The organism is Janthinobacterium sp. 344 (assembly GCF_900112025.1).
Lineage (GTDB): Bacteria > Pseudomonadota > Gammaproteobacteria > Burkholderiales > Burkholderiaceae_D > Janthinobacterium.
Genome location: NZ_FOKL01000003.1, coordinates 476,185 through 498,637 on the forward strand (window position 1 = coordinate 476,185; position 22,453 = coordinate 498,637).

21 protein-coding genes are annotated in these 22,453 nt (G+C 66.1%); 9 read left to right on the forward strand and 12 right to left on the reverse strand.

The annotated features are described in order from the left end of the window. Positions 1 to 29: 29 nt before the first annotated feature. The 4 genes from BM193_RS11750 to BM193_RS11765 form a co-directional block, all read right to left on the reverse strand. Positions 30 to 1,718, reverse strand: coding sequence for a cation acetate symporter (locus BM193_RS11750; protein WP_175533249.1), 1,689 nt, complete (start codon positions 1,716 to 1,718; stop codon positions 30 to 32). Beyond that, on the reverse strand, positions 1,715 to 2,023 hold the full coding sequence (locus BM193_RS11755; RefSeq protein ID WP_092797899.1) for a DUF485 domain-containing protein: 309 nt from the start codon (positions 2,021 to 2,023) through the stop codon (positions 1,715 to 1,717). Before BM193_RS11755 ends, BM193_RS11750 begins: the two co-directional genes overlap by 4 nt. Positions 2,024 to 2,150: 127 nt before the next feature. Beyond that, the gene (gene hmpA / locus BM193_RS11760; RefSeq protein WP_092797900.1) at positions 2,151 to 3,332 is read right to left on the reverse strand and encodes an NO-inducible flavohemoprotein; all 1,182 of its coding nucleotides are present in this window, start codon (positions 3,330 to 3,332) and stop codon (positions 2,151 to 2,153) included. Between the two features lie 32 nt (positions 3,333 to 3,364). After that, positions 3,365 to 3,778 carry a hemerythrin domain-containing protein gene (locus tag BM193_RS11765; protein ID WP_092797901.1) on the reverse strand — a complete coding sequence of 138 codons (414 nt, stop codon included), beginning with the start codon at positions 3,776 to 3,778 and terminating at the stop codon, positions 3,365 to 3,367. A gap of 224 nt (positions 3,779 to 4,002) precedes the next feature. Here BM193_RS11765 and BM193_RS11770 point away from each other — a divergent pair, with 224 nt between their 5' ends. The 8 genes from BM193_RS11770 to BM193_RS11805 all read left to right on the forward strand — a co-directional run bounded on the left by BM193_RS11770 (position 4,003) and on the right by BM193_RS11805 (position 12,211). Then, positions 4,003 to 4,881, forward strand: a complete 879-nt coding sequence (locus BM193_RS11770; protein WP_254786077.1) for an STAS domain-containing protein — start codon at positions 4,003 to 4,005, stop codon at positions 4,879 to 4,881. 7 nt (positions 4,882 to 4,888) lie between these two features. After that, complete coding sequence (locus BM193_RS11775) at positions 4,889 to 5,251, forward strand: STAS domain-containing protein (protein ID WP_092797902.1); 363 nt, start codon at positions 4,889 to 4,891, stop codon at positions 5,249 to 5,251. 43 nt (positions 5,252 to 5,294) lie between these two features. Then, positions 5,295 to 5,726, forward strand: a complete 432-nt coding sequence (locus BM193_RS11780) for an anti-sigma regulatory factor (protein WP_175533261.1) — start codon at positions 5,295 to 5,297, stop codon at positions 5,724 to 5,726. Continuing rightward, complete coding sequence (locus BM193_RS11785; RefSeq protein WP_254786078.1) at positions 5,723 to 6,802, forward strand: ATP-binding SpoIIE family protein phosphatase; 1,080 nt, start codon at positions 5,723 to 5,725, stop codon at positions 6,800 to 6,802. The genes BM193_RS11780 and BM193_RS11785 overlap by 4 nt, the downstream gene beginning before the upstream one ends. Before the next feature lie 13 nt (positions 6,803 to 6,815). Further along, complete coding sequence (locus tag BM193_RS11790) at positions 6,816 to 8,639, forward strand: ATP-binding protein (protein WP_092797904.1); 1,824 nt, start codon at positions 6,816 to 6,818, stop codon at positions 8,637 to 8,639. Then, entirely contained in the window at positions 8,626 to 10,140 is a 1,515-nt protein-coding gene (locus tag BM193_RS11795) for an ATP-binding response regulator (RefSeq protein ID WP_092798074.1), read from the forward strand. The genes BM193_RS11790 and BM193_RS11795 overlap by 14 nt, the downstream gene beginning before the upstream one ends. A gap of 96 nt (positions 10,141 to 10,236) precedes the next feature. After that, a complete protein-coding gene (locus BM193_RS11800) occupies positions 10,237 to 11,088 on the forward strand; it encodes a substrate-binding periplasmic protein (RefSeq protein WP_139176125.1) in 852 nt (283 codons plus the stop codon). A 1-nt stretch (position 11,089) separates the two neighbouring features. After that, the gene (locus BM193_RS11805) at positions 11,090 to 12,211 is read left to right on the forward strand and encodes a metallophosphoesterase (protein WP_092797906.1); all 1,122 of its coding nucleotides are present in this window, start codon (positions 11,090 to 11,092) and stop codon (positions 12,209 to 12,211) included. Positions 12,212 to 12,213: 2 nt separating this feature from the next. Here BM193_RS11805 and BM193_RS11810 read toward each other — a convergent pair whose 3' ends face one another. Together BM193_RS11810 and BM193_RS11815 are read right to left on the reverse strand one after the other, a co-directional pair. Then, positions 12,214 to 12,969 (reverse strand): DUF4303 domain-containing protein, encoded by a 756-nt coding sequence (locus BM193_RS11810; RefSeq protein WP_092797907.1) that lies wholly within the window; start codon positions 12,967 to 12,969, stop codon positions 12,214 to 12,216. 16 nt (positions 12,970 to 12,985) lie between these two features. After that, on the reverse strand, positions 12,986 to 13,909 hold the full coding sequence (locus tag BM193_RS11815) for a LysR family transcriptional regulator (protein WP_092797908.1): 924 nt from the start codon (positions 13,907 to 13,909) through the stop codon (positions 12,986 to 12,988). A 122-nt stretch (positions 13,910 to 14,031) separates the two neighbouring features. Here BM193_RS11815 and BM193_RS11820 point away from each other — a divergent pair, with 122 nt between their 5' ends. Beyond that, positions 14,032 to 14,802 carry an SDR family oxidoreductase gene (locus BM193_RS11820; protein ID WP_092797909.1) on the forward strand — a complete coding sequence of 257 codons (771 nt, stop codon included), beginning with the start codon at positions 14,032 to 14,034 and terminating at the stop codon, positions 14,800 to 14,802. A gap of 70 nt (positions 14,803 to 14,872) precedes the next feature. Here the strand turns inward: BM193_RS11820 and BM193_RS11825 are convergent, their stop codons facing one another. From BM193_RS11825 to BM193_RS11850, 6 genes are all read right to left on the reverse strand, one after another. Further along, positions 14,873 to 16,279, reverse strand: a complete 1,407-nt coding sequence (locus BM193_RS11825; RefSeq protein ID WP_092797910.1) for a c-type cytochrome — start codon at positions 16,277 to 16,279, stop codon at positions 14,873 to 14,875. After that, positions 16,276 to 17,886, reverse strand: a complete 1,611-nt coding sequence (locus BM193_RS11830; RefSeq protein ID WP_092797911.1) for a GMC family oxidoreductase — start codon at positions 17,884 to 17,886, stop codon at positions 16,276 to 16,278. The genes BM193_RS11825 and BM193_RS11830 overlap by 4 nt, the downstream gene beginning before the upstream one ends. Positions 17,887 to 17,895: 9 nt before the next feature. Continuing rightward, entirely contained in the window at positions 17,896 to 18,420 is a 525-nt protein-coding gene (locus BM193_RS11835) for a sorbitol dehydrogenase family protein (protein WP_254786080.1), read from the reverse strand. Between the two features lie 28 nt (positions 18,421 to 18,448). Next, a complete protein-coding gene (locus BM193_RS11840) occupies positions 18,449 to 19,615 on the reverse strand; it encodes a porin (RefSeq protein WP_254786082.1) in 1,167 nt (388 codons plus the stop codon). Positions 19,616 to 19,981: 366 nt separating this feature from the next. Beyond that, the gene (gene hpaR, locus BM193_RS11845; RefSeq protein WP_254786083.1) at positions 19,982 to 20,437 is read right to left on the reverse strand and encodes a homoprotocatechuate degradation operon regulator HpaR; all 456 of its coding nucleotides are present in this window, start codon (positions 20,435 to 20,437) and stop codon (positions 19,982 to 19,984) included. A 178-nt stretch (positions 20,438 to 20,615) separates the two neighbouring features. Next, positions 20,616 to 22,433 (reverse strand): DUF885 domain-containing protein, encoded by a 1,818-nt coding sequence (locus BM193_RS11850; RefSeq protein ID WP_217649395.1) that lies wholly within the window; start codon positions 22,431 to 22,433, stop codon positions 20,616 to 20,618. Positions 22,434 to 22,453 lie beyond the last annotated feature (20 nt).

Here is a 22,453-nt window from a genome sequence, read left to right on the forward strand (position 1 = left end):
ATTGTTTCCTGCAGTATTTACCTACAACATCAATGCGCGCTGGCGCCTGCCGCGCCGATGCCCGTTTCCGAGCGCATCTGCTGCGCTTCGTAGCCGGCACGGTCGATGCGCGCGCGCGGGCTCTTGTCGAGCACCGAGAACAGCCAGATGCCGACAAAACCGGCCGTCATCGAGAAGATGGCGGGCGAGGCGTACGGGAACAGCGCCTCGCCGTGGCCCAGCACGTCGACCCACACGGATTTCGACACCACCGTCAAGCCCACGGCCGTGATCAGGCCCATGAAACCGCCGATGGTGGCGCCGCGCGTGGTGCAGTCTTTCCACAGCACCGACATGAACAGCACGGGGAAGTTGGCCGAGGCGGCAATGGCGAAGGCCAGCGACACCATGAAGGCGATGTTCTGCTTTTCAAAGGCGATGCCGAGCACCACGGCAATGATGCCCAGCACGATGGTGGTCACGCGCGACACCTTCAATTCATTGGCGCCCGTCGCCTTGCCCTTCTTGATGACGGTGGCGTACAGGTCGTGCGACACGGCCGAGGCGCCGGACAGGGTCAGGCCTGCCACCACCGCCAGGATGGTGGCGAACGCGACGGCCGACATGAAGCCGAGGAAGACGTTGCCGCCCACAGCCTTGGCCAGGTGCACGGCCGCCATGTTATTCCCGCCCAACAATTTACCGGCCGCATCCTTGAACTCGGGATTGGTGCTCACCAGCACGATGGCGCCGAAGCCGATGATGAAGGTCAGGATATAGAAATACGCGATCCAGGTGGTGGCCCAGAACACGGACTTGCGCGCTTCCTTGGCATTCGGCACGGTGAAGAAACGCATCAGGATATGCGGCAAGCCGGCCGTGCCGAACATCAGCGCCATGCCGAACGAGATGGCGGAAATCGGGTCCTTGATGAAGCTGCCAGGGCCCATGATGGCGTCCTTGGTGGCATGCACTTCCACGGATTTGGCGAACAAGGCTTCCGGACTGAAGTTGAATTGCGCCAGCACGGCGATGGCCATGAAGCTGGCGCCGCCCAGCAGCATCACGGCCTTGATGATCTGCACCCAGGTGGTGGCCGTCATGCCGCCAAACAGCACGTAAATCATCATCAGGGTACCGACCAGCACGACGGCGATCCAGTATTCCAGGCCGAACAGCAGCTTGATCAGCTGGCCCGCGCCCACCATCTGCGCGATCAGGTAGAAGGCCACGACCACCAGGGTGCCGGAGGCCGAAAAGATGCGGATCGGCGCCTGCTTGAAGCGGTAGGCGGCCACGTCGGCAAAGGTAAAGCGGCCCAGGTTGCGCAGGCGTTCGGCCATCAGGAAGGTGATGACGGGCCAGCCGACGAGAAAGCCGATGGCGTAGATCAGCCCATCGTAGCCGTTCAGGAAGACGGCGGCGGAAATGCCGAGGAAGGATGCGGCCGACATGAAGTCGCCGGCGATCGCCAGGCCATTCTGGAAGCCCGTGATGCCGCCTCCGGCCGTGTAGAAGTCGGAGGCCGACTTGGTCTTGGCGGCCGCCCATTTGGTGACGAACAGGGTAAAGACGACGAAGACGGCGAACATGATGATCGCCGTCCAGTTGGTGGGCTGCTGCTGGGCCTGGCCCAGGTCGGCGCCGGCCGCCAGCACGCCATTGCTGGCGGTCGCGCCCAGCAAGGTCAGGGCCGCCAGGCGGGACAGTTTGCGCTGCGTCAGGACGGCGCCGCTCATGCCTGCACCCGCGCCTGGATGGCTTGCGTCAGGTCGTCGTACTGCTTGTTGGCGCGGCGCACATACACACCGGTGATCAGCACGGTAAACACGATGACGAACAGGCCGATCGGCATGCCCCAGGTCATCACGCCGGCGCCCGTTTTCGAGGCGAGGAATTCCTTGTTGAAGGCGATGAGCAGGATGTAGCCGTAATACACCAGCATCATCAGGGCCGTCAGCGTCCAGCCGAAGCGGGAACGCACCCTGACCAGCTCGTGATAGCTGGGGTCGCGCTTGATTTGTTGCACCAGATCGTCATGCATTGTGTTGCCTCCTGTTATGTAAAAGCTGCTCTTTTGTTGTCGAGCTTGGATTCACAGTACAGCGCGAGGCTTACCCGCCCCTTACGGCAAGAAAATTTCTCGCCAGGACAACACAAAGCGGGCGACGTCAGTTCAGCGCGGCAGCGGGGCCAAAGAATTCATGATGCGTCTGCTGTTCCGGCACGCCCAGTTCGCGCAGGTACTGTTTCACCGCCCGCATGAATGGCTGCGGCCCGAGGAAATACGCGTCGACGTCGCGCGAGGCAGGCAGCCACTGCGCCAGGCGCTCCTTGCTCAGCAAGCCGACGGCGTCCGGCGCATCGTGCGCGCCAGCATGTTCCGCATAGCAGTAATAACGCGTCAATTGCGGGTGCCGCGCGGCCAGCTCGTCGATCTGCTGGCGAAACGCATGCACGCCCTGGTGGCGTGCCGCGTGGATGAAGTGCACGGGACGCTTGCCGCGCAGGGCCGCCGCCAGCATGGCCAGGGTCGGCGTGATGCCGACGCCGCCGCTGATGAGCACCAGCGGCTTGTCGCCATCCTGCAGCACGAAGTCGCCCGAGGGCGGCGTCAGCTGCACCGTGTCGCCCGCCCGCACGTGGTCGTGGAAATGGTTCGACACCTTGCCGCCCTGCTCGCGCTTGACGCTGATGCGGTAGGTCTGGCCATTGCTGGCGGCCGACAGGGAATACTGGCGGCGCATGGACACGCCATCGACCGTGGCCAGCACGCCGATATATTGGCCCGGCGCAAAGTCGAGCACGGGCCGGCCGTCGGCGGGCGCCATCAGGAACGAGGTGATCTCGGCGCTTTCCACGATTTTGCTTTGCACGATAAAGTCGCGCGCGCCGCTCCAGCCGCCGGGCGCGGCGGCCTTTTCCTTGTAGATGCGCCCTTCCTCGCCGGCCAGGATCTCGGCCAGCTGGCCGTAGGCCGCGCCCCAGGCATCGATGACGGCGTCGCTGGCGACCTCTTCTCCCAGCACTTCGCGGATGGCTTGCAGCAGGCTGGCGCCCACCAGCGGATAGTGTTCGGCGCGGATCTGCAGGGCCACGTGCTTGTTGACGATGACCGACACCAGGCCGCCCAGCGCATCGAGCTGGTCGATATGCTTGGCATACATCAGCACGCCATTGGCCAGCGCGCGCTGCTGCTCGCCGCTGTGCTGGTGCGCCTGGTTAAAGTACGGCAGCACTTCGGGATGGTCGCGGAACAGGTTCTGGTAGAAATGGCGGGTCAGCGCTTCGCCGCCCTGCTCGAGGATGGGGACGGTGGCGGTGATGATGGCGCGTTGTGCTTGGGTCAGCATGTGGAACTCCTGTGTCAGGTGGAAATAGTCAATCAGGCCAATGATGCAATGGCGGGATACAGATCGTGGTCTTCGCGCCGCATGCGCTGGTGCAGCGCGTGCAGCACGGCATTGGCTTCGCTGCGGAAGGCATCGGGCTCGGCCTCCAGGCGCACCGGCGTGTTCCAGCGGCTGGCGAATGCCAGGTAGGCGCCGGCGATGCCCTCCATCTCGTGTTCATACTGGCGCGCCAGCTGGGCAATTTTTGCCACGCCGCACGCCTGTGCGGCCGGATACAGATATCGCTGCTCGACGGCCAGGTGCAGCTTGATCAAGCCGCTCATGGCGATGATCTGGCTGGCGATCGCCTGCGCCTGGGCCGCCACGCCACCGCGCGCCAGCTGGCGCAAGTCATCGATGGCGGCCAGGATGGCCAGGTGCTGCTGTTTGAATTTGTCGATATTCATGGCGTTCTTCTCTTGTTGAGTAAGGCGAGTGTAGCGGAATTTCCTTAAACATGCAAATCATATACATCTTTAAACCGGCATCGTTAGCCAAGGAAATGTTGATCCAACTAGCCATTATGTGCGCCAGAGAACATAACAATATGGTCATGTCTGCTTATAATTTATGGACACAGCGCGGCGTCGTTGCGGCCGCGCCGCACCCTCCACTCCAGCCAAGGATGAGCATGAAAAACAAGACGGGCATGGGCCAGCCGCAGCAGCTGGCCAGCATCATCAGCGAACACCACACGGAATTGCTGGACGGCTGGATGGCCGGCCTCATCTCGCGTTTGGTAAGGCGCGACAAGATTGCGGAAAATGAATTGCGCCAGCAGGCATCGCAATTCCTGCCCCTGCTGGTGAGCGCGCTGGAAAGCGGCGACTCCTTCGACATCGAAGGCGGCGCCTGGGACGACACGCGGCAGCTGCTCAGTGAAATATCGCAGTCGCGCGTGCGCCAGGGCTATTCGCCGATCGACACGGCCAGCTTCGTGTTTTCCCTCAAGGAACCACTGTTCAGCTACCTGCGCACGGAACTTGCTGCGCAGCCACAGCAGCTGGGCGACGCCGTCGTTGCCACCAGCAAGCTGTTCGACGAGCTGGGCCTGCTGACCATCGCCATCTATCAAAAAGCGCGCGAACAGGTGATCCTGCGCCAGCAGCAGGAATTGCTGGAGCTGTCCACGCCCGTGGTGCAGCTGTGGCAAAACGTGCTGGCCCTGCCCCTGATCGGCACGCTTGACAGCGCCCGCACGCAAGTGGTGATGGAAAGCCTGCTGCAAAAGATCGTCGACACGGGCGCCCTGATCGCCATCATCGACATCACGGGCGTGCCCACCGTCGACACCCTGGTGGCGCAGCATTTGCTCAAAACCATCGCGGCGGCGCGCCTGATGGGCGCCGACTGCATCATCAGCGGCATCCGCCCGCAGATCGCGCAAACCATCGTGCACCTGGGCGTCAACCTGGAAGACGTGATCACCAAGGCCACCCTGGCCGACGCCTTTGTCGTGGCCCTGAAACGCACGGGTTCCACCATCACTTACCAGCAGCAGCAACACTGAGGCGCGCATGGAGAGAATCCCCATTTTACGCATGGGCCGGCTGCTGCTGGTGACGATCCAGGTGGACATGCATGACCGCCTGGCGATGACCTTGCAGGACGACCTGACGACGCGCATCGTCAAGGACCGCGCCACGGGCGTGCTGATCGATATTTCGGCGCTCGACATCGTCGACTCCTTCATCGGCCGCATGATCAGCAACACGGCGGCGATGGCCAAGATCCTCGACGCGCGCACCGTGGTCGTCGGCATGCAGCCCGCCGTCGCCATCACCCTGGTGGAGCTGGGCCTGGCGCTGGAAGGCGTGAGCACGGCGCTGAACGTGGAGCTGGGCATCAAGCTGCTGGAACGGGGCAGCCTGTGGGAATGACGCGCACAGGTGCCGCGTGCTAGGCGCGGGCGCGCGGCTTGGCCTGCAGGAGCGCACGCAGGCCGGTGCGCAGGAAGCGGCGCAGGTGCTGCCGCTGCACACCGATGAAGACGTGGTGCGCTTGCGCAAGCAGGTGCGCGACAGCATGGTCGCCATGGGTTTTGGCCTGATCGAACAAACCAAGATCATCACGGCGGCCAGCGAACTGGCGCGCAACACGCTGCGCTACGGCGGCGGCGGCGAAGCGCACATCGAGCGCGTGCGCGACGGCGCGCGCCTGGGTCTTGAACTGAGTTTTATCGACAAGGGACCCGGCATCGAAGACATCCCCCTGGCGCTGACCGATGGCTATACCAGCGGCGGCGGGCTGGGACTGGGGCTGGGTGGCGCCAAGCGCCTGGCCGACGCATTTCACATCGACACGGCGCCCGGCATGGGCACCACCGTCACCATCGCGAAATGGAAGCTGTTTTGAATCACCTGGAGCCGTACCCTGCCCCGCGCAGGCAACAACGTTTTTCCATCGGCGAACCGAGCGAGATCGCCGCGGCGCGCCGGGCCGGCAACGAGCTGGCGCGCCACATCGGCTTCGACGACGTGCGCACGGGCCAGTTGGCCATCGTCATCAGCGAGGCGGCCACGAATATCGTCAAGCACGCGCGGCACGGTGAAATCCTGCTGCGCAAGGTGCTGCGCGGCGGCACCAGCGGCATCGAAGTGCTGGCCATCGACAGCGGCCCCGGCATGGCGAACGTGCGCCAGCACATGCAGGACGGCCATTCCACCACGGGCACGTATGGCGTGGGCCTGGGCGCGATACGCCGATTGAGCCAGGAATTCGACCTGTACACGGCGCCCGGCAAGGGCACGGCGCTGATGATGGTGATATGGGGACCGCACGCCAGCAGCGCCATCCCCGCCAGCCCGAACTGGCAGATCGGCGCCGTGTGCCTGCCGCTGGCCTCGGAACACGTGTGCGGCGACGCCTGGAACGTGGTCTGCGAAGGGCATGAACTGAGCCTGATGGTGGCCGATGGCCTGGGCCACGGCCCCCTCGCGGCGCAGGCGTCGGAGCGGGCCAGCGCGCTGCTGGAAGACAGCTCGCCCGGCCTGCCGCCCCTGCCTGCCCCGTTCATCGATCTGGCCCACGGCGCCCTGCGCGCCACGCGCGGCGCGGCGCTGGCCGTGGCGCACATCGACAGCGCGCAGCGCGAGCTGCGCTTCGCCGGCGTGGGCAATATCGCCGCCTGCGCCTTCGATGCCCACCAGCGGCGCCATCTGCTGTCGCATAACGGCATCGTCGGCAGCAATCTGCGCAAAGTGCAGGAATTCCGCTATCCATGGCAGCTGGGCACCATGCTGATCATGCATTCGGACGGCCTGCACACGCGCTGGGACCTGGAGCAGTATCCGGGCCTGGCGCACTGCCACCCCAGCCTGATCGCCGCCGTGCTGTACCGCGATTTTTCGCGCGGACGCGACGACGTCACCGTGGTGGTGCTGCGCGAACACGAGGAACATGACGCCGTGGCGGGACAAGACACGGCATGAGGAAAGGTAGCGTATGACACAACGCATATTGACAGCCAATATCGCCAGCGAACTCGATGTGGTGGGAGCGCGCCAGCGCGCGCGGCAGATCGCGGCCCTGTGCGGCTTCGGCGTGCAGGACCAGGTGCGCATCGCCACGGCCGTATCGGAACTGGCGCGCAATGTCTACAACTACGCGGGCAGCGGCAAGATCCATTTCGCCATCGATGGCCAGACGGCGCCGCAGCTGTTCAGCATCCGCATCGAAGACCAGGGTCCCGGCATCGCCCAGCTTGAGCAGGTGCTGGCCGGCACCTACCGCTCGCAGACGGGCATGGGCCTGGGCATCCTGGGCGCGCAGCGCCTGATGGACCGCTGCCACATCCGCAGCGCGCCGGGCGCAGGCACGGAAATCACCCTGCAAAAGCTGTTCCCGCGCGACGCACCCCTGCTCGACGGGCAAAAGATCGGCGCCCTGGGCGGCAGCCTGCAGGCTTTGCCCTCGGACATCACGGTGGCCGAAGTGCAGCAGCAGAACCGCGAGCTGCTGGCCACCCTGGACGAGCTGAAAACGCGCCAGGAAGACCTGCTGCAGCTGACGCGCGAACTGGAAGACACCAATCGCGGCGTGGTGGCCCTGTACGCGGAACTCGATGAAAAAGCCGACCACCTGCGCCGCGCCGACCAGATGAAGTCGCGCTTCCTGTCGAACATGAGCCATGAATTCCGCACGCCCCTCAGTTCCATCCGCGCCCTGTCCAAGCTGCTGCTGGACCGCGTCGACGGCGAGCTGACGGACGAGCAGGAAAAGCAGGTGCTGTTCATCCTGCAGGGCGCCGTCAGCCTGAGCGACCTGGTGAACGACTTGCTGGACCTGGCCAAGATCGAGGCGGGCAAGGTCGACGTGCACGCCAACAGCTTCCAGGTGGCCGACCTGTTCAGCGCCCTGCGCGGCATGCTGCGCCCGCTGCTGGTGTCCGAGTCGCTGACGCTGACCTTCATCGCTCCCGATCCGGCCCTGCACATCCACACGGACGAAGGCAAGCTGTCGCAAATCCTGCGCAACTTCATCTCCAACGCCCTCAAGTTCACGGAAGCGGGCGCCATCATCGTCAGCGCCACGCCGCTGCCGGAGCGGGACGCGATCCGCTTTTCCGTCTCCGACACGGGCCTGGGCATCGCCGACGACGACGTGCAGGTGATCTTCGAGGAATTCAGCCAGGTGGAAAACCACATGCAGCGCAAGGTCAGGGGCACTGGACTGGGCCTGCCCCTGTGCCGCAACCTGGCGACCCTGCTCAATGGCACGGTGGAGGTGCAAAGCACCCCGGGCAAGGGTTCGCTGTTTTCCGTCGTCCTGCCCGTCAGCTACCAGGCGCCCGAAGGCAGCCAGTCGCCGTGCGCGCCTGCCAACGACAATGGCAACGACCAGCGCATCCCCGTGCTGGTGGTGGAAGACAACCCGCCCATCCGCCTGCTGTACGAGAAATTTTTGGCCGGCAGCGAATTTCGCGTGGTGGCCGCGCGCAGCGTGCGCGAAGCGCAGGAGCGCTGGGAACAGCAGCGCCCCGCCGCCGTCATCCTCGACATCCTGCTGCACGGCGAAAATGCCTGGCACTGGCTGGCGGAACTGAAAAACGACCCGCTGCGGCGCCAGGTGCCCGTCATCGTCGCCACCGAGATCGACGACAAGCGCAAGGGCCTGGCGCTGGGCGCGGACGCGTATTACGTCAAGCCCCTGCTGCGCCAGCAACTGCTGTCGACCCTGCGCGCGCTGATCGGCCACACCCACCACCGGCAAGAGCCGGCACCGCCGCAAGGCACCACCACCAGGGATAATGCGCATGCTACCGGATAACAACAGCGATGCTCTGATCCTCAACGTCGATGACAGCGACGGCGCACGCTACGCCAAGTCGCGCATCCTCACGCGCGCCGGCTTCAAGGTGATCGAGGCCTCGAATGGCGGCGACGCGCTGCTGCGCGCGCGCCAGGACCGCCCCAACCTGATCCTGCTCGACGTCAAGCTGCCCGACATCAACGGCCTCGAAGTGTGTCGCCAATTGAAAGGCGGCGCCGAGACGAACACCATCCTGGTGCTGCAAACGTCGGCCTCGTGCATCGGCACGGCCGACAAGATCCGCGCCCTCGACGGCGGCGCCGACAATTATCTGGTCGAACCGATCGAGGCGGACGAACTGATCGCCAACGTGCGGGCGCTGCTGCGCCTGGGCCAGGTCGAGCGCGAACTGCGCGAAGTCGACCGCCGCAAGGACGAATTCCTCGCCACCCTGGCGCATGAACTGCGCAATCCGCTCGGCCCCATCCGCACGGCGCTGGCCCTGCTGTGCAAGCTCGATCCCGTCGTGCCGGCCATGCAGGACAACGCGCGCCGCACCATCGCCCGCCACACCGACCACCTGGTGCGCCTGGTGGACGACCTGCTCGACGTGTCGCGCATTTCGCTGGGCAAGATCTCGCTGCAGTGGGAAAGCGTGAGCCTGGCCAGCGTGATCCGCAGCGCGCTGGAAACGAGCTCGCACAGCATCGAGGCGCGCGGCCATGCGATCGACATCGACCTGCCCAAGGAGGAACTGTGGGTCTGCGGCGACGCCGTGCGCCTGTCGCAGATCGTCGCCAACCTGCTGCTCAACGCGGCCAAGTTCACGGCGCCGGGCGGGCGCATCGCCATCGGCGCCGCGCGCGACGGCGACAACGTGCGCATACGCCTCGCCGACAATGGCATCGGCATCGCCGCGACCAGCATCGACAGCATCTTCGGCCTGTTCGCGCAGAGCGGCCATTCGCCGGACCGGGTGCAGGATGGCCTGGGCATCGGCCTGTCGCTGGTGCGCACCCTGGTGGAACTGCACGGCGGCCAGGTCAGCGTCAGCAGCCCCGGCGTGGGGCTGGGCAGTACCTTCGAGGTCCATCTGCCGCTCGACGCCAACGTGCCCTTGCCCGCCGCCGCGCCGGCGCCGGCGGCCGACGGCAGCAGCCAGCGCGTCCTCGTCGTCGACGACAACAGCGATGCGGCCGACACGCTGGCCGAACTGCTGGAAATGTACGGCCACACGGTGCGCACGGCCTACACGGGCGCGCAAGCCACCGAACGCACGCTGGAATTCAAGCCCGACATCGTCTTCCTCGACATCGGCCTGCCCGACATGAGCGGCTACGAGGTGGCCGTCAAATTGCGCCAGCTGCCGATCCCGCAACAGTTCCTGCTCGTCGCGCTGACGGGCTACGGCCAGGAACACGACCGGCAGTCGGCGCTGGCGGCGGGTTTCAACGAACACTTTGCCAAGCCTGTCGACTTCGGCAAGCTCGCCGCATTGGGACTGCATATCGGCCAGTAATGCCCGTCCCGTGGCGCGCCTGGTTTTTTATATAACGCTTCGGCTATAATCGGGCCGTGCGAAACGCGACAGTTTCGGGACACCTGGGATGATCAATTGCAGCTTCAACCGATGTACGATGGCGTCCTTGCGCCTGCTCCGGGGCGCCGCCACCGCCGTGCGTGGCCGCTGGCCGCCGCGCTGGCCGCCGCGGCCCTGCTATGCGCGGCGCCCGCCGGCGCCGACGATACGCTGCCGGCCCGGCTGGTATGCCATGACGATGTCTTCGTGCCCTACTTCATGCAGAACCAGGGACGCATCGAGGGCTTGAATGTGGATGTGCTGCGCGAGGCCGCATCGCGCCTGGGCATCGCCATCGAATTTCGCGCCATGCCATGGCGGCGCCTGGAAAGTGAACTGGCCAGGCCGCAGGGCACGGTCGATTGCGCCTTTGCCATGAGCCGCACGCCGGCGCGCGAGCAGTACCTGGAATTTGGCAAGGTGCCCTTGCAGCCGACCGAGTATGCGCTGTTCGTGCGCCAGGCCGGTGCTTCGGCGGCCGTGAGCAGGCTCGATGACCTGGCAGGCAAGGTGATCGGCGTGCGCGCGGGCTTTCGCCTGCCCGAGGCCATTGCCAGCGGCGCCGCGCAAGGCCGCTGGAGCATCGCCGAAGTGCCGACGGACGCCGCCAATTTCCAGAAACTGGCGCTGCGCCGCATCGACGCCGTGCTGGCGGACGGCGTCGTCGGCCAGTACACGGTGAAGCAGCTGAAACTGGAGGGCATCGCGCGCGTGGCGACACCCGCCTCCCCATCCATGCGCTTCGATACCTATATCGTGTTTCGCAAGAACGCGGCATCGCCGGCGCTGGCCGCCGCCTTCGACCGCGCGTTCCGGCGCATGCGCCAGGATGGCAGTTTCGCGCGCATCACTTCCGCCTATCTGGGCACCCCACTTCTGGAACCATGACATGAAAACCCGCACGCCCCTGCTGCGCATCACCATGATACTCGGCGCCCTGCACGCCCTGCTGGGCTGGCTGCTGCTGCCGGCGCTGCCCGTCGGCCTGGCTGGCTGGCTGCTGGGCGGCCTGGTCTTGCTGGCCTCGACCATGCTGATGCCGATGACGATCTTTGCCCGCGCCGTCACCCATGACGGGCGCCTGGCCGACCGCCTGAGCTGGGCCGGCTCGCTGTGCATGGGCTTTTTTTCCTCGCTGTTCGTGCTCACGCTGCTGCGCGCCCTGCTGATGCTGATTCCCACCCTGCGCCCGCACGCGCAGGCGTCCGCCGTGGCCGTCCTGCTCCTGGCGCTGCTGGCCACCGTCGTCGGCTTCATCAATGCCCGCAAGGTGGCGCGCGTGCGCGAAGTCACCGTGCCGATCGCCGGCCTGCCGGCCGCCCTGCACAATTTCACCATCGTGCAACTGAGCGACATCCACGTGGGCGCCACCATCAAGCGCGCCTACGTGGAGGCCATCGTCGCGCGCGCCAACGGCCTGCAGGCGGACATCATCGCCATCACGGGCGACGTCGTCGACGGCACGGTGGAGCAACTGGGCAGTCACACGGCGCCGCTGGGCGAGCTGCGCGCGCGCCATGGCGTGTTTCTGGTGACGGGCAACCACGAATACTATTCGGGCGCCGCGCCGTGGGTGGCGCAATTTCGCCGCCTGGGCTTGCGCGTGCTGATGAACGAGCACGCCGTGCTGGAGCACGATGGCGCGCGCCTGGCCCTGGCCGGCGTCACCGACTTCAATGCGGCCGCCTTCGATCCGGCGCAGGCGAGCGACCCGCAAGGCGCCATCGCCGGCGCGCCGGCCGGCATTCCCCGCATCCTGCTGGCGCACCAGCCGCGCAGCGCGTCCGAGGCGGAAGCGGCCGGCTACGACCTGCAACTGTCCGGCCACACGCATGGCGGCCAGTTCTGGCCCTGGAATCTGTTCGTGCCGCTGCAGCAGCCCTACGTGGCGGGCCTGCACCGGCAAGGCCGCCTGTGGATTTACGTCAGCCGCGGCACGGGCTACTGGGGCCCGCCGAAACGTATCGGCGCGCCGGCGGAGATTACGCGACTCAGGCTGGTGGCGGCGTAAGCCTATTGCGCCCAGCTGGCCATCCACGCCTCGTAACGCGCCACCACGGCCGGCGGATTCAAACGCGCCAGCGCGCCTCCTTCCACCGGCTCGCTGTCGCTGACCTCGAACAGCAGCACGCTCCCGTCGCGCTGCGCGCCCGTGCCGAGGATGCCTTCCGTGTCGAGCCGCGCCAGCGCCGCGATGCAGGCGTCGAACACGCCGCTGCGGAAGGTGGCGAAGTCCACGTCGAACGGCAGCTCGCGGTGCGCCTGCAGCAGCAAGCGGTAGGCGCTGTCGAAATACGCGCCACCGTCGTCGAACGCCCACTCGGCCGGATTCCACAGCATCTCTTCGCCGTATTCCGAGGCGGCCAGCGCCTCGCGGCTGTTCGCCATGCATGCTATCGTCATGGCGCTGTCGTCGCTCACCAGCGCGAACGCGTCGATGTGCTGGTCCGGATGCGCGCGGCGCACGGCCGCGACAGCCAGGCGCGCGGCATCCGTCACCAGGGTTTGCAGCAGCGCGAAATCGAACACGGCCGGGTCGATCAGACTTGCGCGCGCCAGCACATGGCCATCGGCCAGCGCGGCCTGGCAATGCGCCAGGTAGGCGGCGTGCGCCGCGGCTGCGCTGGCGTAGTCCTTGCGCGCCGCCTCCCCCCAGGTCATGGCGGCGCCGCTGGCCGTCCAGACGGTCGTGCCGAACACGCGCGCTTCCTGGAAGCGGGCCGGCTGGTCGCCGTCGAAGGTATAGAACAGGCTGTAGTTGCTATGCATGGCAATGATTTCTCGTTTAATCGGGCCGCACCTGCGCGGCGAAATCGCGCTGGCGGAACTGCTCCAGCAGGAAATCGACGAACACGCGCGTCTTCGCGGGCAGCAGCTTCTTGCTGGGATAGTACACGGACAGGGGGCCGGAATCGGCATGCCAGCCGGGCAGCAAGCGGATCAGCGCGCCGCTGCGCAAATGCGCCAGCGCGTGCGGCATGGGCAGCAGCGCCACGCCGACGCCCAGGATGGCCGCCTGCGCCATCGCCTCCGGGTCGTCGAAGATGGCGCGCGGGCGCGATTCGGCCACGCCTTCGCCGCCCTGGCCATCGCGCAGTATCCAGCTGCGCAAGCGCCCGCTGCCGGCCGAACGGCGCACCACGCCATCGAATTGCGCCAGCTCCGATGGATGCGCGGGCATGGCCTTGCCCTGCATGAAGGCGGGCGACGCCGTGGCGACGATGTGGGCGTGTCCCAGTTCGCGCGCCACCACGCCGGGCGTCAGCTCGATGCCGCCGCCGATGGCGACGTCAAAGCCTTCGCCGATCAGGTCCACCTGGCGGTTGTCGAAATGGCAGTCGGGGACCACGCCCGGATAGCGCGCGATGAACTCGCCCAGCAAGGGCACCACGTAACTGCGGCCGAACGACGGCGCCAGGCTGATTTTCAAGACGCCGGCCGGCTGGCCGCCCTCTTCCGCCACGCCGGCGATGGCCTCCTGCAGGGTGGACAGGGCTCCGCCTATCTGCTGCAGGAAGCGCTCGCCCCCTTCCGTCAGGGTCAGGCGGCGCGTGCTGCGCTGGAACAGCCGCAGTCCCAGGCCCGCTTCCAGGCGCGCCACGTTCTTGCTGACGGCGGCCGGCGTCTGTCCCAGGCGGCGCGCGGCCGCCGAAAAGCTGCCCAGCTCGGCCGACAGCACGAATGATGGCAAGTGATTGAATGCGTCCATGCCCTATTCTACCCGCGTATTTGATCCGAATGGTTGAAAGTGATTGTAGCGATTCATGGCTAGTGCCGCAGGAATGAAAGGCAGATACTGAGCTTCTCGACTCCTCACACAGAAAGCCCATCATGCAAACCGCCACCAGCAGCACCACCGCCACCCAGCCACTGCACGACAAGATCGCGTTTGTGACGGGCGGCTCGCGCGGCATCGGCGCCGCCATCGTCCAGCGCCTGGCGCGCCAGGGCGCCACCGTCGTCTTCACGTATCAACATTCCGCCGCCGAAGCGCAGGCGCTGTCGGCGACAGTGGAAGCGGCGGGCGGCAAGGCCCTGGGCGTGCAGGCCGATGCGGCAGACGCCGCCGTGTTGACGGCGGCCATCGCCAAGGTGGCGGCGCAGTTCGGCCGGATCGATATCCTCGTCAACAACGCGGGCGTATTCCTGCCCGGCGCCATCGACGATTTTTCGCTGGAAGACTTCGACAAGACCGTGGCCGTCAACGTGCGCGCCGTGTTCGTCGCCATCAAGGCGGCCGTGGCGCACATGCAGACGGGCGGACGCATCATCAACATCGGCAGCACGAATGCGCACCGCATGCCGTTCGGCGGCGCGGCCGCGTATGCCATGAGCAAATCGGCGCTGAGCGGCCTGACGCAAGGCCTGTCGCGCGACCTGGGGCCGCGCGGCATCACCATCAACAACGTGGAACCGGGCCCCGTCGCCACGGACATGAACCCGCCGACGGGCGATTTCGCCGACCTGATGCATGGCCTGATGGCGCTGCCCCGCCACGGCACGGCCGAAGAAATCGCCGGCATGGTGGCCTACCTGGCCAGCGACGAGGCGGCCTTCGTCACGGGCGCCGGACTGAAGATCGACGGCGGCTTCGCGGCGTAAACAAAAAAAGGGGCCAGACCCTATGGGCCTGACCCCGGCTTTTGCCGCAGGGTTTGTGCTTACATCGCCTTTACACCGATTTGCGCCGCCGTCCCCGCCACCACAGCAGCAATGCCAGCAGCACCAGCACGCCGACGATGATGCCGGCGCGGGCCAGGCCGATCAGGTTCGAGGCTGGACCGCCGTTGCGCAGGGTCGTCACCTGTTCCGCCGTCACCTTGACGTCGGGATTGCCGTACATCTTCTGCACGTAATTGCCGAGGGTGACGATCTGCTCGTCCGACAGCGTCTGGCGGAAGGCGGGCATCCGGTGGCCGGCATGGCTCCCCTTGCCATCCTGCCGCTCGACGCCATCGAGGATGGCCATCACCAGGTTGTTGCTGTTGCTGCGGCCCGTCACCGAGTTGTGGAACAGCGGCGGCAGGCTGCCATCGAAACTGCCCTCGCCCTTGGCCTGGTGGCAGCTGGCGCACTGCGCATCGTACAACTGCGCCCCCGACATCTTGTTCAGGTTCTGCGGCAGCGGCACGCCACGGATGGAACTGAGCTCGTCGCCCGCCTTGCCCCATTGCGTCACCGGCTGCGTGTCCGCCTTGTCGCGGATGGCCGGCACGCCCTTGACATAGTGCGCGATGGCGTTCAGGTCGGCGTCGCTCAGGTGCTTCAGGCTATGGTCGATGGCTTCGGCCATCGGTCCCGCCGCCTGCGCCTTGTTGGCCGCGCGGCCCGTGCGCAGGTAGTCGACCAGTTCCTGCTGGCTCCAGCCACCCACGCCGCTGTGGATGTCCGAGGTGATGTTCGGCGCATACCAGGTGCCCAGGTCGGCGCCGCCCAGCTCCTTCGACAGCTGCTCGGCCATCAGCGCATTGCGCGGCGTATGGCAGGTGGTGCAGTGGGCCAGGCCCTGCGCCAGGTAGGCGCCGCGGTTCCACTCCATGCTCTTGGCCGTATCGACGACGAACGGCTTCTTGTCCAGGAAGAGCAGGTTCCAGCCCGCCATCGACAGGCGGATGTTGAACGGGAACGGCAAGTCCGTCTGCTTTGCCGGCGCCGTATCCACGGCCGCCACGCCATGCATGAAGTAGTCATACAGGGCCGCCGTGTCCTCGTCTGTCACCTTGGCATAGGCCGTGTAGGGCATGGCCGGGTACAGGTTGGCGCCATCGGCGCGCACGCCATGGCGCACGGCGTCGGAAAACTGCTTGAGCGTGTAGTTGCCGATGCCGTGCGTTTTCGACGGCGTGATATTGGTGGCGACGATGTCGCCGAGCGGCGTGGCCAGGGCCAGGCCGCCCGCCATCGGTTTGCCGCCTGGCACGCTGTGGCAGGCGATGCAGTCGCCGGCCGTGGCCAGGTAGCGGCCACGTTCGATCGCCGCCGCATCCGGGCCGGCCGCGCCGGCCACATCGGCCGCCAGCACGGGCAAGGCCAGGGACAGCAAGGCGGCGCCGGCCGCCATTCTGAAGGTCGCCATCATGCTGTGCCTCCCTGTTGTTCGTCGAGGATATGCTTGACGGTGCGCAGCGCCACGGCCAGGCCGTTTTCCGTCGAATTGCAGGTGCCGGACGTGGGCAGCACGCCGGTACTGCACAGGAACAGGTTGGCATGGTCGAAGGTGCGGCCCCACTGGTCGCAGACGGCCTTGGCGGGATCGGAACCCATCGACAGGGTGCCGCAGATGTGCTGGTTGTTGGCGAACACGCCTTCCTTGCTGTGGCGCAGGTTGGTGCCGCCCATCAGCTTGGCGATCTGCTCGAAATCCTGCTTCGAGCGCTCGTGGCCGCGCCGGGTGTACTCGTCGATCGAGTAATGCGCCTGCGGCTTGGGGATGCCCATGGCATCCTTTTCGCTGCTCAGGGCGATGCGGTTTTCCGGGTTCGGCAGCACTTCCAGCACGTTCTTCAGGCTCATTTCACGGGCCGAGCGGAAACGCAGCTGCTGTTCGAATTCCTCGCCGAAGACGCCCTTGCCGATCAGCTCCTTGGTCGCGCCATCGACGCGCGAGATGTTCGTGAAGTCCAGGCGGTACGGCGAATGCTGGCTGCGGAAATCGCCATCGCGCATGGTGTTGATGGAGTTCGGGCTTTGCGGGCCGCGGCCCAGCCACAGGTCTTCATCGGCGTCGAAGGTGATCGAGGTGCTCGGGTGGTCCATCAGGTTGCGGCCCACCATGTCGCTGCTGTTGGCCAGGCCGTTCGGGTATTTCTCCGAGGCGGAAACGAGCAGCAGGCGGGGGCTTTCGATGCCGTTGGCGGCCAGAATGAAGGTCTTGGCCGTGACCCGGTGGCTCTTCTTGTCGACGTCGTAGTACAGGGCGGCCGTGATGCGGCCCTGCGCGTCGTGCTCCAGCTTGTACACGTTGGCATTGCAGACGATGGTCACGCCGGCCGCTTCGGCCTGCTGCGCGGCGATGCCGCCGTGGTATTGCGCGTCGATGGGGCAGATCGGCTGGCAGCTGTTGTTGCCGCAGCAGGCCGGGCGGCCATCGTAGCTGACGCTGTTGCGCGCCACCGTGTTGCCCACCACCTTGAACGACGGGTCCAGGCGTTCGCGGATGCGGCGCATGGCGTACGGCTCCGTCACGGAATCCATCGGGAAGGGCTGCTTGCGCGGCGAGCCCGTATTCTCGGCACCCGAGACGCCCATGATTTCTTCCGCTTCCTGATAGAACGGCTCCAGGTCTTCGTAGCTGATCGGCCAGTCGACGCCCACGCCGTACAGGCTGTGGATGCGGAAATCGTTCGGCACGTTGCGCCAGGCCTGCGCGGCCCAGTGCCACGACGTGCCGCCGAACTGGCGGATGTATTCGGCAGGGTACGGATACGGGCCGGCCTGCACCAGGTAGCCGTTGTCCTTGGGCTGGTAGATCGGATGCGGCGCCGTGGCCACCGACGGATACGGCGACATCCAGTCGCTGCGGCGCGTCGTGTTGCGGAAACGCGCGACGATTTCACCGCGCGACACGCGCGGCCCCGCTTCCAGGATCAGCACCGAGGCGCCCGCCAGCGCCAGCTTGCGCGCGGCCAGGGAGCCAATGATGCCGGAGCCGATCACGAGGTAATCGGCGGAGAGTTGTTCAGCCATGATGGCTCCTTAAATTGGTTTTCTGGCCCAGCTGCCGTAGGCGCCGTAGGAATACGTGGGGGGCTTGAGCACGTCGGCCACGACGGCCGCGTTCAGCGCCTGCTCATAGGCGACGCAGACGGCCGCCTCGCCCGTGCCGACGATGCCCAGGTACCAGGCACTGGCGATCTGGCGCGGCAAGGCCGCCAGCGGCGACTGCGCCGGATCGAGCGCATCGAGCGCCTGCTGCAGGCCGGCCGCCTGCAAGCCCTGCGCGTTGATCAGGGCCAGCAGCGCGCGCACGTTGGCGGGGAAGGCGGCGTCCTGCGCCACCAGCGCGTCGTACAGGCGCCGGGCCAGCGCCGGGTCGAGCACCTGGCGCCCGACCAGCATGGCCGACACGCCCAGGAAGGCGCCCTGCTCCGCGTTGGCGACCGGTTCGGCCAGCGCCCAGGGAATCAGCGCCGCGGCCGAAGCCGACAGCAGGCCGGCCAGCACCATGCGGCGGCCGGGATTCAGAGGGCCGCGGCCCTCCTTGTGATGTGTAGCGTCCAATTGAAGCTCCCGTGAGTTCAGCAACCGTTCAGAAAGAATGCTTGAGACCGACCATGACCACCGTCTGGCCGCCGTTCGACGATGGCGTGCCGTTTTGCGAATCGCCGACCGAGGCGACGGCATCGACGATGGCGCCGTTCTGGCCCAGGGTCTGGCCGCGCGCCACCTGGCGCGCTTCGATCAGGTAGATCGCGGTGCGCTTCGACAGCGCATAGTTCTGCTCGAACGACAGCTGGCGGTAGCGCGCGCGGTCGCTGATGCCGTTGGCGCGGCTGGCGAAGGTATCGCTGTAGCCGGCGGCCAGGAACCACTGCGGCGTCAGCTGGTAGCTGGCAATCAGGCCGGCCGTGTTGAAGATGGCCGTGTCGCGGAAGGCGGAGCGGGTGCCGGCCTGGTACTGCACGTTGCTGGCGTTCGCGCCCACCATCCACTTGCCCATGGTGTAGCGCGCGCTGGCGGCGATGAACTCGATGCTGTCGGCCGTGGCATAGCCCTCGTTGAGGGCGGAGATGCCGAAGCTGCCCGAGGCGTTGCTGCTCCAGCCCGTGCCGTTCTCGCCATTTTTCAGTTTCAGGTAGCCGAGCGCGAATTCGGCCGGCGCGGTGCTGTACTTGACGGCGGCGCTAAAGCTGCTGCCCACGGCGTTGCCGTCGGATGCCTCGCCGAAGCCATACTGCGCGCTGGCCTGCAGGCCGCGCCATGCGGGCATGCTGTAGCTCACGGAGTTATTGATGCGCACGGTCGTATCGAGGCCGTCGATATCGCCAGGATGGGCACCGGTGGCGCCCGTCAGGATATTGCTCGACGCCAGGGAACCGACCAGCAGGTAGTACGGCGTGTACTGGCGGCCAGCCGTCACGGTGCCGTAGGCATGCGATTGCAAGCCCACATAGGCCTGGCGGTTGAACAGCGAACCGGCGGAACTTTGCGCGCCCGTGTCGCTTTCAAAACCGCTTTCCAGCAAGAACAGCGCCTTCATATCGCCGCCCAGGTCTTCCACGCCCTGGAAGCCGATTTTGCTGGCGGACAAGCTGCCGCTGCGCATGTAGGTATTCGAGTTGCCACCCTGGTTGCTGGTGTACGCCATGGCCGCGTCGACCACGCCATACATGCTGACATTGCCCTGCGCGCAAACGTTTGCGCCGACGAGCGTGGAGAGGGCCAGCGCGATGGTGCGCATGCGAGTATTTTTCATTTTTCCTGACTTTCCTGTTTTATTGTACGCCGGCCGAGTGTTTCCGCCTGATGCGGAAATACGGGCTGAGGCGCCGCATTGCCATCCCGCCTGACGACGGGAAGGTCCGCTTTTCTTCTTGATTTGGATCAAGTGAGGCAAATTATACGCTGATTTACTCACATATAAGTGATTGACTGTAAGGCATAGTCTTATAGCAAAACATTCCTTTGTCTTATAGCAAAAGATGCGAACGCACGGGCGCAAGCCCCGCAGGGCGTGGAAATTATCAAAAACAGCATGGAAAAAGCAGCGGCGGCGCGTGTCGAAAACCACGCGCCGGGCAGATCCGGGAAGGGAGAAAAACGGGGCGCGGCGGCGGGGCGCTCAGCGCAGGATGGCGGGCGCCACGGGCAAGGTTTCCAGGGCGATAAAAGCGTCAAGCGCGCGGCGCATGTCGTCGAACACCTGCTTGCCGTAGGCCGCCTCCAGGCTGGCATACTGCAAGTCGATCAGCTTGCCCATCTGCAGCAACAGGCTGGCGCCCGCCTCCGACAGGTGCACCTTGCGGCGGCGCTGGTCGCCTTCGAACTTGCTGCGCCCGATCAGGCCGATTTCTTCCATGCGCGCCAGGATGCCGCTCATGCTGGGACTGGAGATCTGGCAGATGTCGCACAGCTCGCGCGGCTCCAAGGTCGGGCTTTCATTGAGCGCGCGCATGATGCGCCACTGCTGCTCCGTCACCCCGAAGTGATTGAGGATGGGGCGAAAGTGCTGCAGCAGGCTTTCGCGCGCCTTCAGCAGCAGTTGCGGCATGTTCGGATAACGGATCGGTAACTGCAAGCGGAACTCCCGGGGTGGCCAGCGAATGGGTGTCATTATACGACTCGCCCGGGGGGAATGGCAGGCGGAAATGCGCGGCAATACGGCGGAGCAATACGCCCGCTGCCCGCACGCCGCCTGCCCTCGTCCTGTCTACGGCGCGCTGACCGCACGCGGCGCGCCGCGTGCGGTCAGCGCGTCAGCCCCTGGCTTTTTTCTGCTCGGGGATGAAATGCTCGCGCACGGCCTTGGCCAGCAGGTCCGGCGGCAGCAAGCCCTGGCCCAGCAGGAAGTTATTGAAGGCCAGGCGGTCGAATTTGTCGCCCAGCGCCAGCTCCGTTTCCGCGCGCAACTGCAGGATGCGCGTGTAGCCATAGAAGTAGCTGCCCGCCTGGCCCGGCATGTTGAAGGTGTAGCGGTCCAGTTCCTGGCGCGCCATCGGTTTCGACAGCATCACTTCGTCCGTCAGGATGCGCCCCGCTTCCTCGCGCGTGACCTGCCCCAGGTTCAGCATCGGGTCGAGCATGGCGCGCGCCGCGCGCAGCATGCGGAACTGCAGCGCGATGAACTGGCCTTCGGCCGGCTCGTAGGGGATCATCTCCGCTTCCGCGTACAGGGCCCAGCCTTCCACGTTGACGCTGTTGAACGCATACAGGCTGCGCGCCTGCGACACGCCCCGTTCCACCATGGCGCTGAACTGCAGCTCGTGGCCGGGACGGCCCTCGTGCGCGCTCAGGGTCCAGGCGGCGCCGGCGAAATTGAAGTCGTCATACGCTTCGCCCTTGCCGCTGCTGGTCGGATTGCTGACGGGGAGGACGAACTGGCCGTGTTCCCCCGTGTTGCCGATCAGCGGAGGCGGACGCATATGCGGCGCCGGCTGGGCCGCCGATTCGGCGCTTGACGCCAGGCGCATGGTCATGGCGCGTTGCGGCACGTCGACCACGCGCTGCGCGCGGATGCGTTCTTCCAGCTGCGTATTGACGCCCTTGTAGTGCGCTTCGAGCTGCGCGTCGGGGATGGAATCGCTTTTCAGCGCGCGCAGCACCTGGCGGTAGTCACTGCCATCGACGCCCTTCAGCGCCAGCTTGGCCGCCACCACGGGCGCCAGCGCCTGCATGGCGGCGCGCGTTTCCAGGTAGGCCACCTCGGCCCGTTCCACCAGCGCGCGCGGCTCAATGTCGATGCCCACCTGCTTCAGGCGGAATGCATACAGCTCGGGCGCCATGCGGAAATCCGTGCGCGACAGCGGCAGCACGACCTGCTTTTCCCATGCCGCATAATCGTTCAGCTGCTGCTCCATGGCCGCCAGCGCGCTGTCCGCCCCCGCAATTTTCATGTCGGCGAACAGCTTGCGGATGCCGGCGACATAGGTCGGCACGTTTTCCAGCGACTGCTCCACCTGCAGGCGCACGGGCCCTGCCAGACCCTTCTGGCCGATTTTCTCCGTGAAGCGCGCCTTCGCCTGCTGCGTGATCGGCGTGCTGCCCGGATACTGGCCCACGTAGCGCTGCAGCCTTTCCAGCGCCTTGGCGCGGCGCGCCGCCGGGCGCTGCTCCTGCAGCAGGCTTTGCATGCTGCCAAAGACCATTTGCGGCACGTCGACCCACGGCAAGCTGTGCTTGGCTTCGAGCTGGGCGCCGGCGATTTCCTGGTCGACGGCGTTCGTCAGGATCTGCAGGTCCTGGCGGATGCGCTCATCCTTTTCCGCCGCCAGCCTTTGCTGCAGCTGCGCGCGCGCCTGCTGCATGGCGGCCACGTAGCGCTCCGTGATCTTCGGTCCCAGGTCGGCGGCCAGGCCGTCATATTCGATCAAGCCCGTGTCCGACGCGTTTTCAGGCGAGAACCGCGCCTGCGCCGCCAGCACGATGGCCGCATTGCGGTTGCTGGCGTCGACCCAGGCGGACGACGCGCTGGCGGCGGCCGGGGTTGCGGGGGCAGCGGCCATGGCAGGCATGGCAAACGCGGTGGAGAGCAAGGCGGCCAGTACGGTCTGGTGCAATTTCGGGATGACGGACATCGGGGGATTCCTTCCTGAGG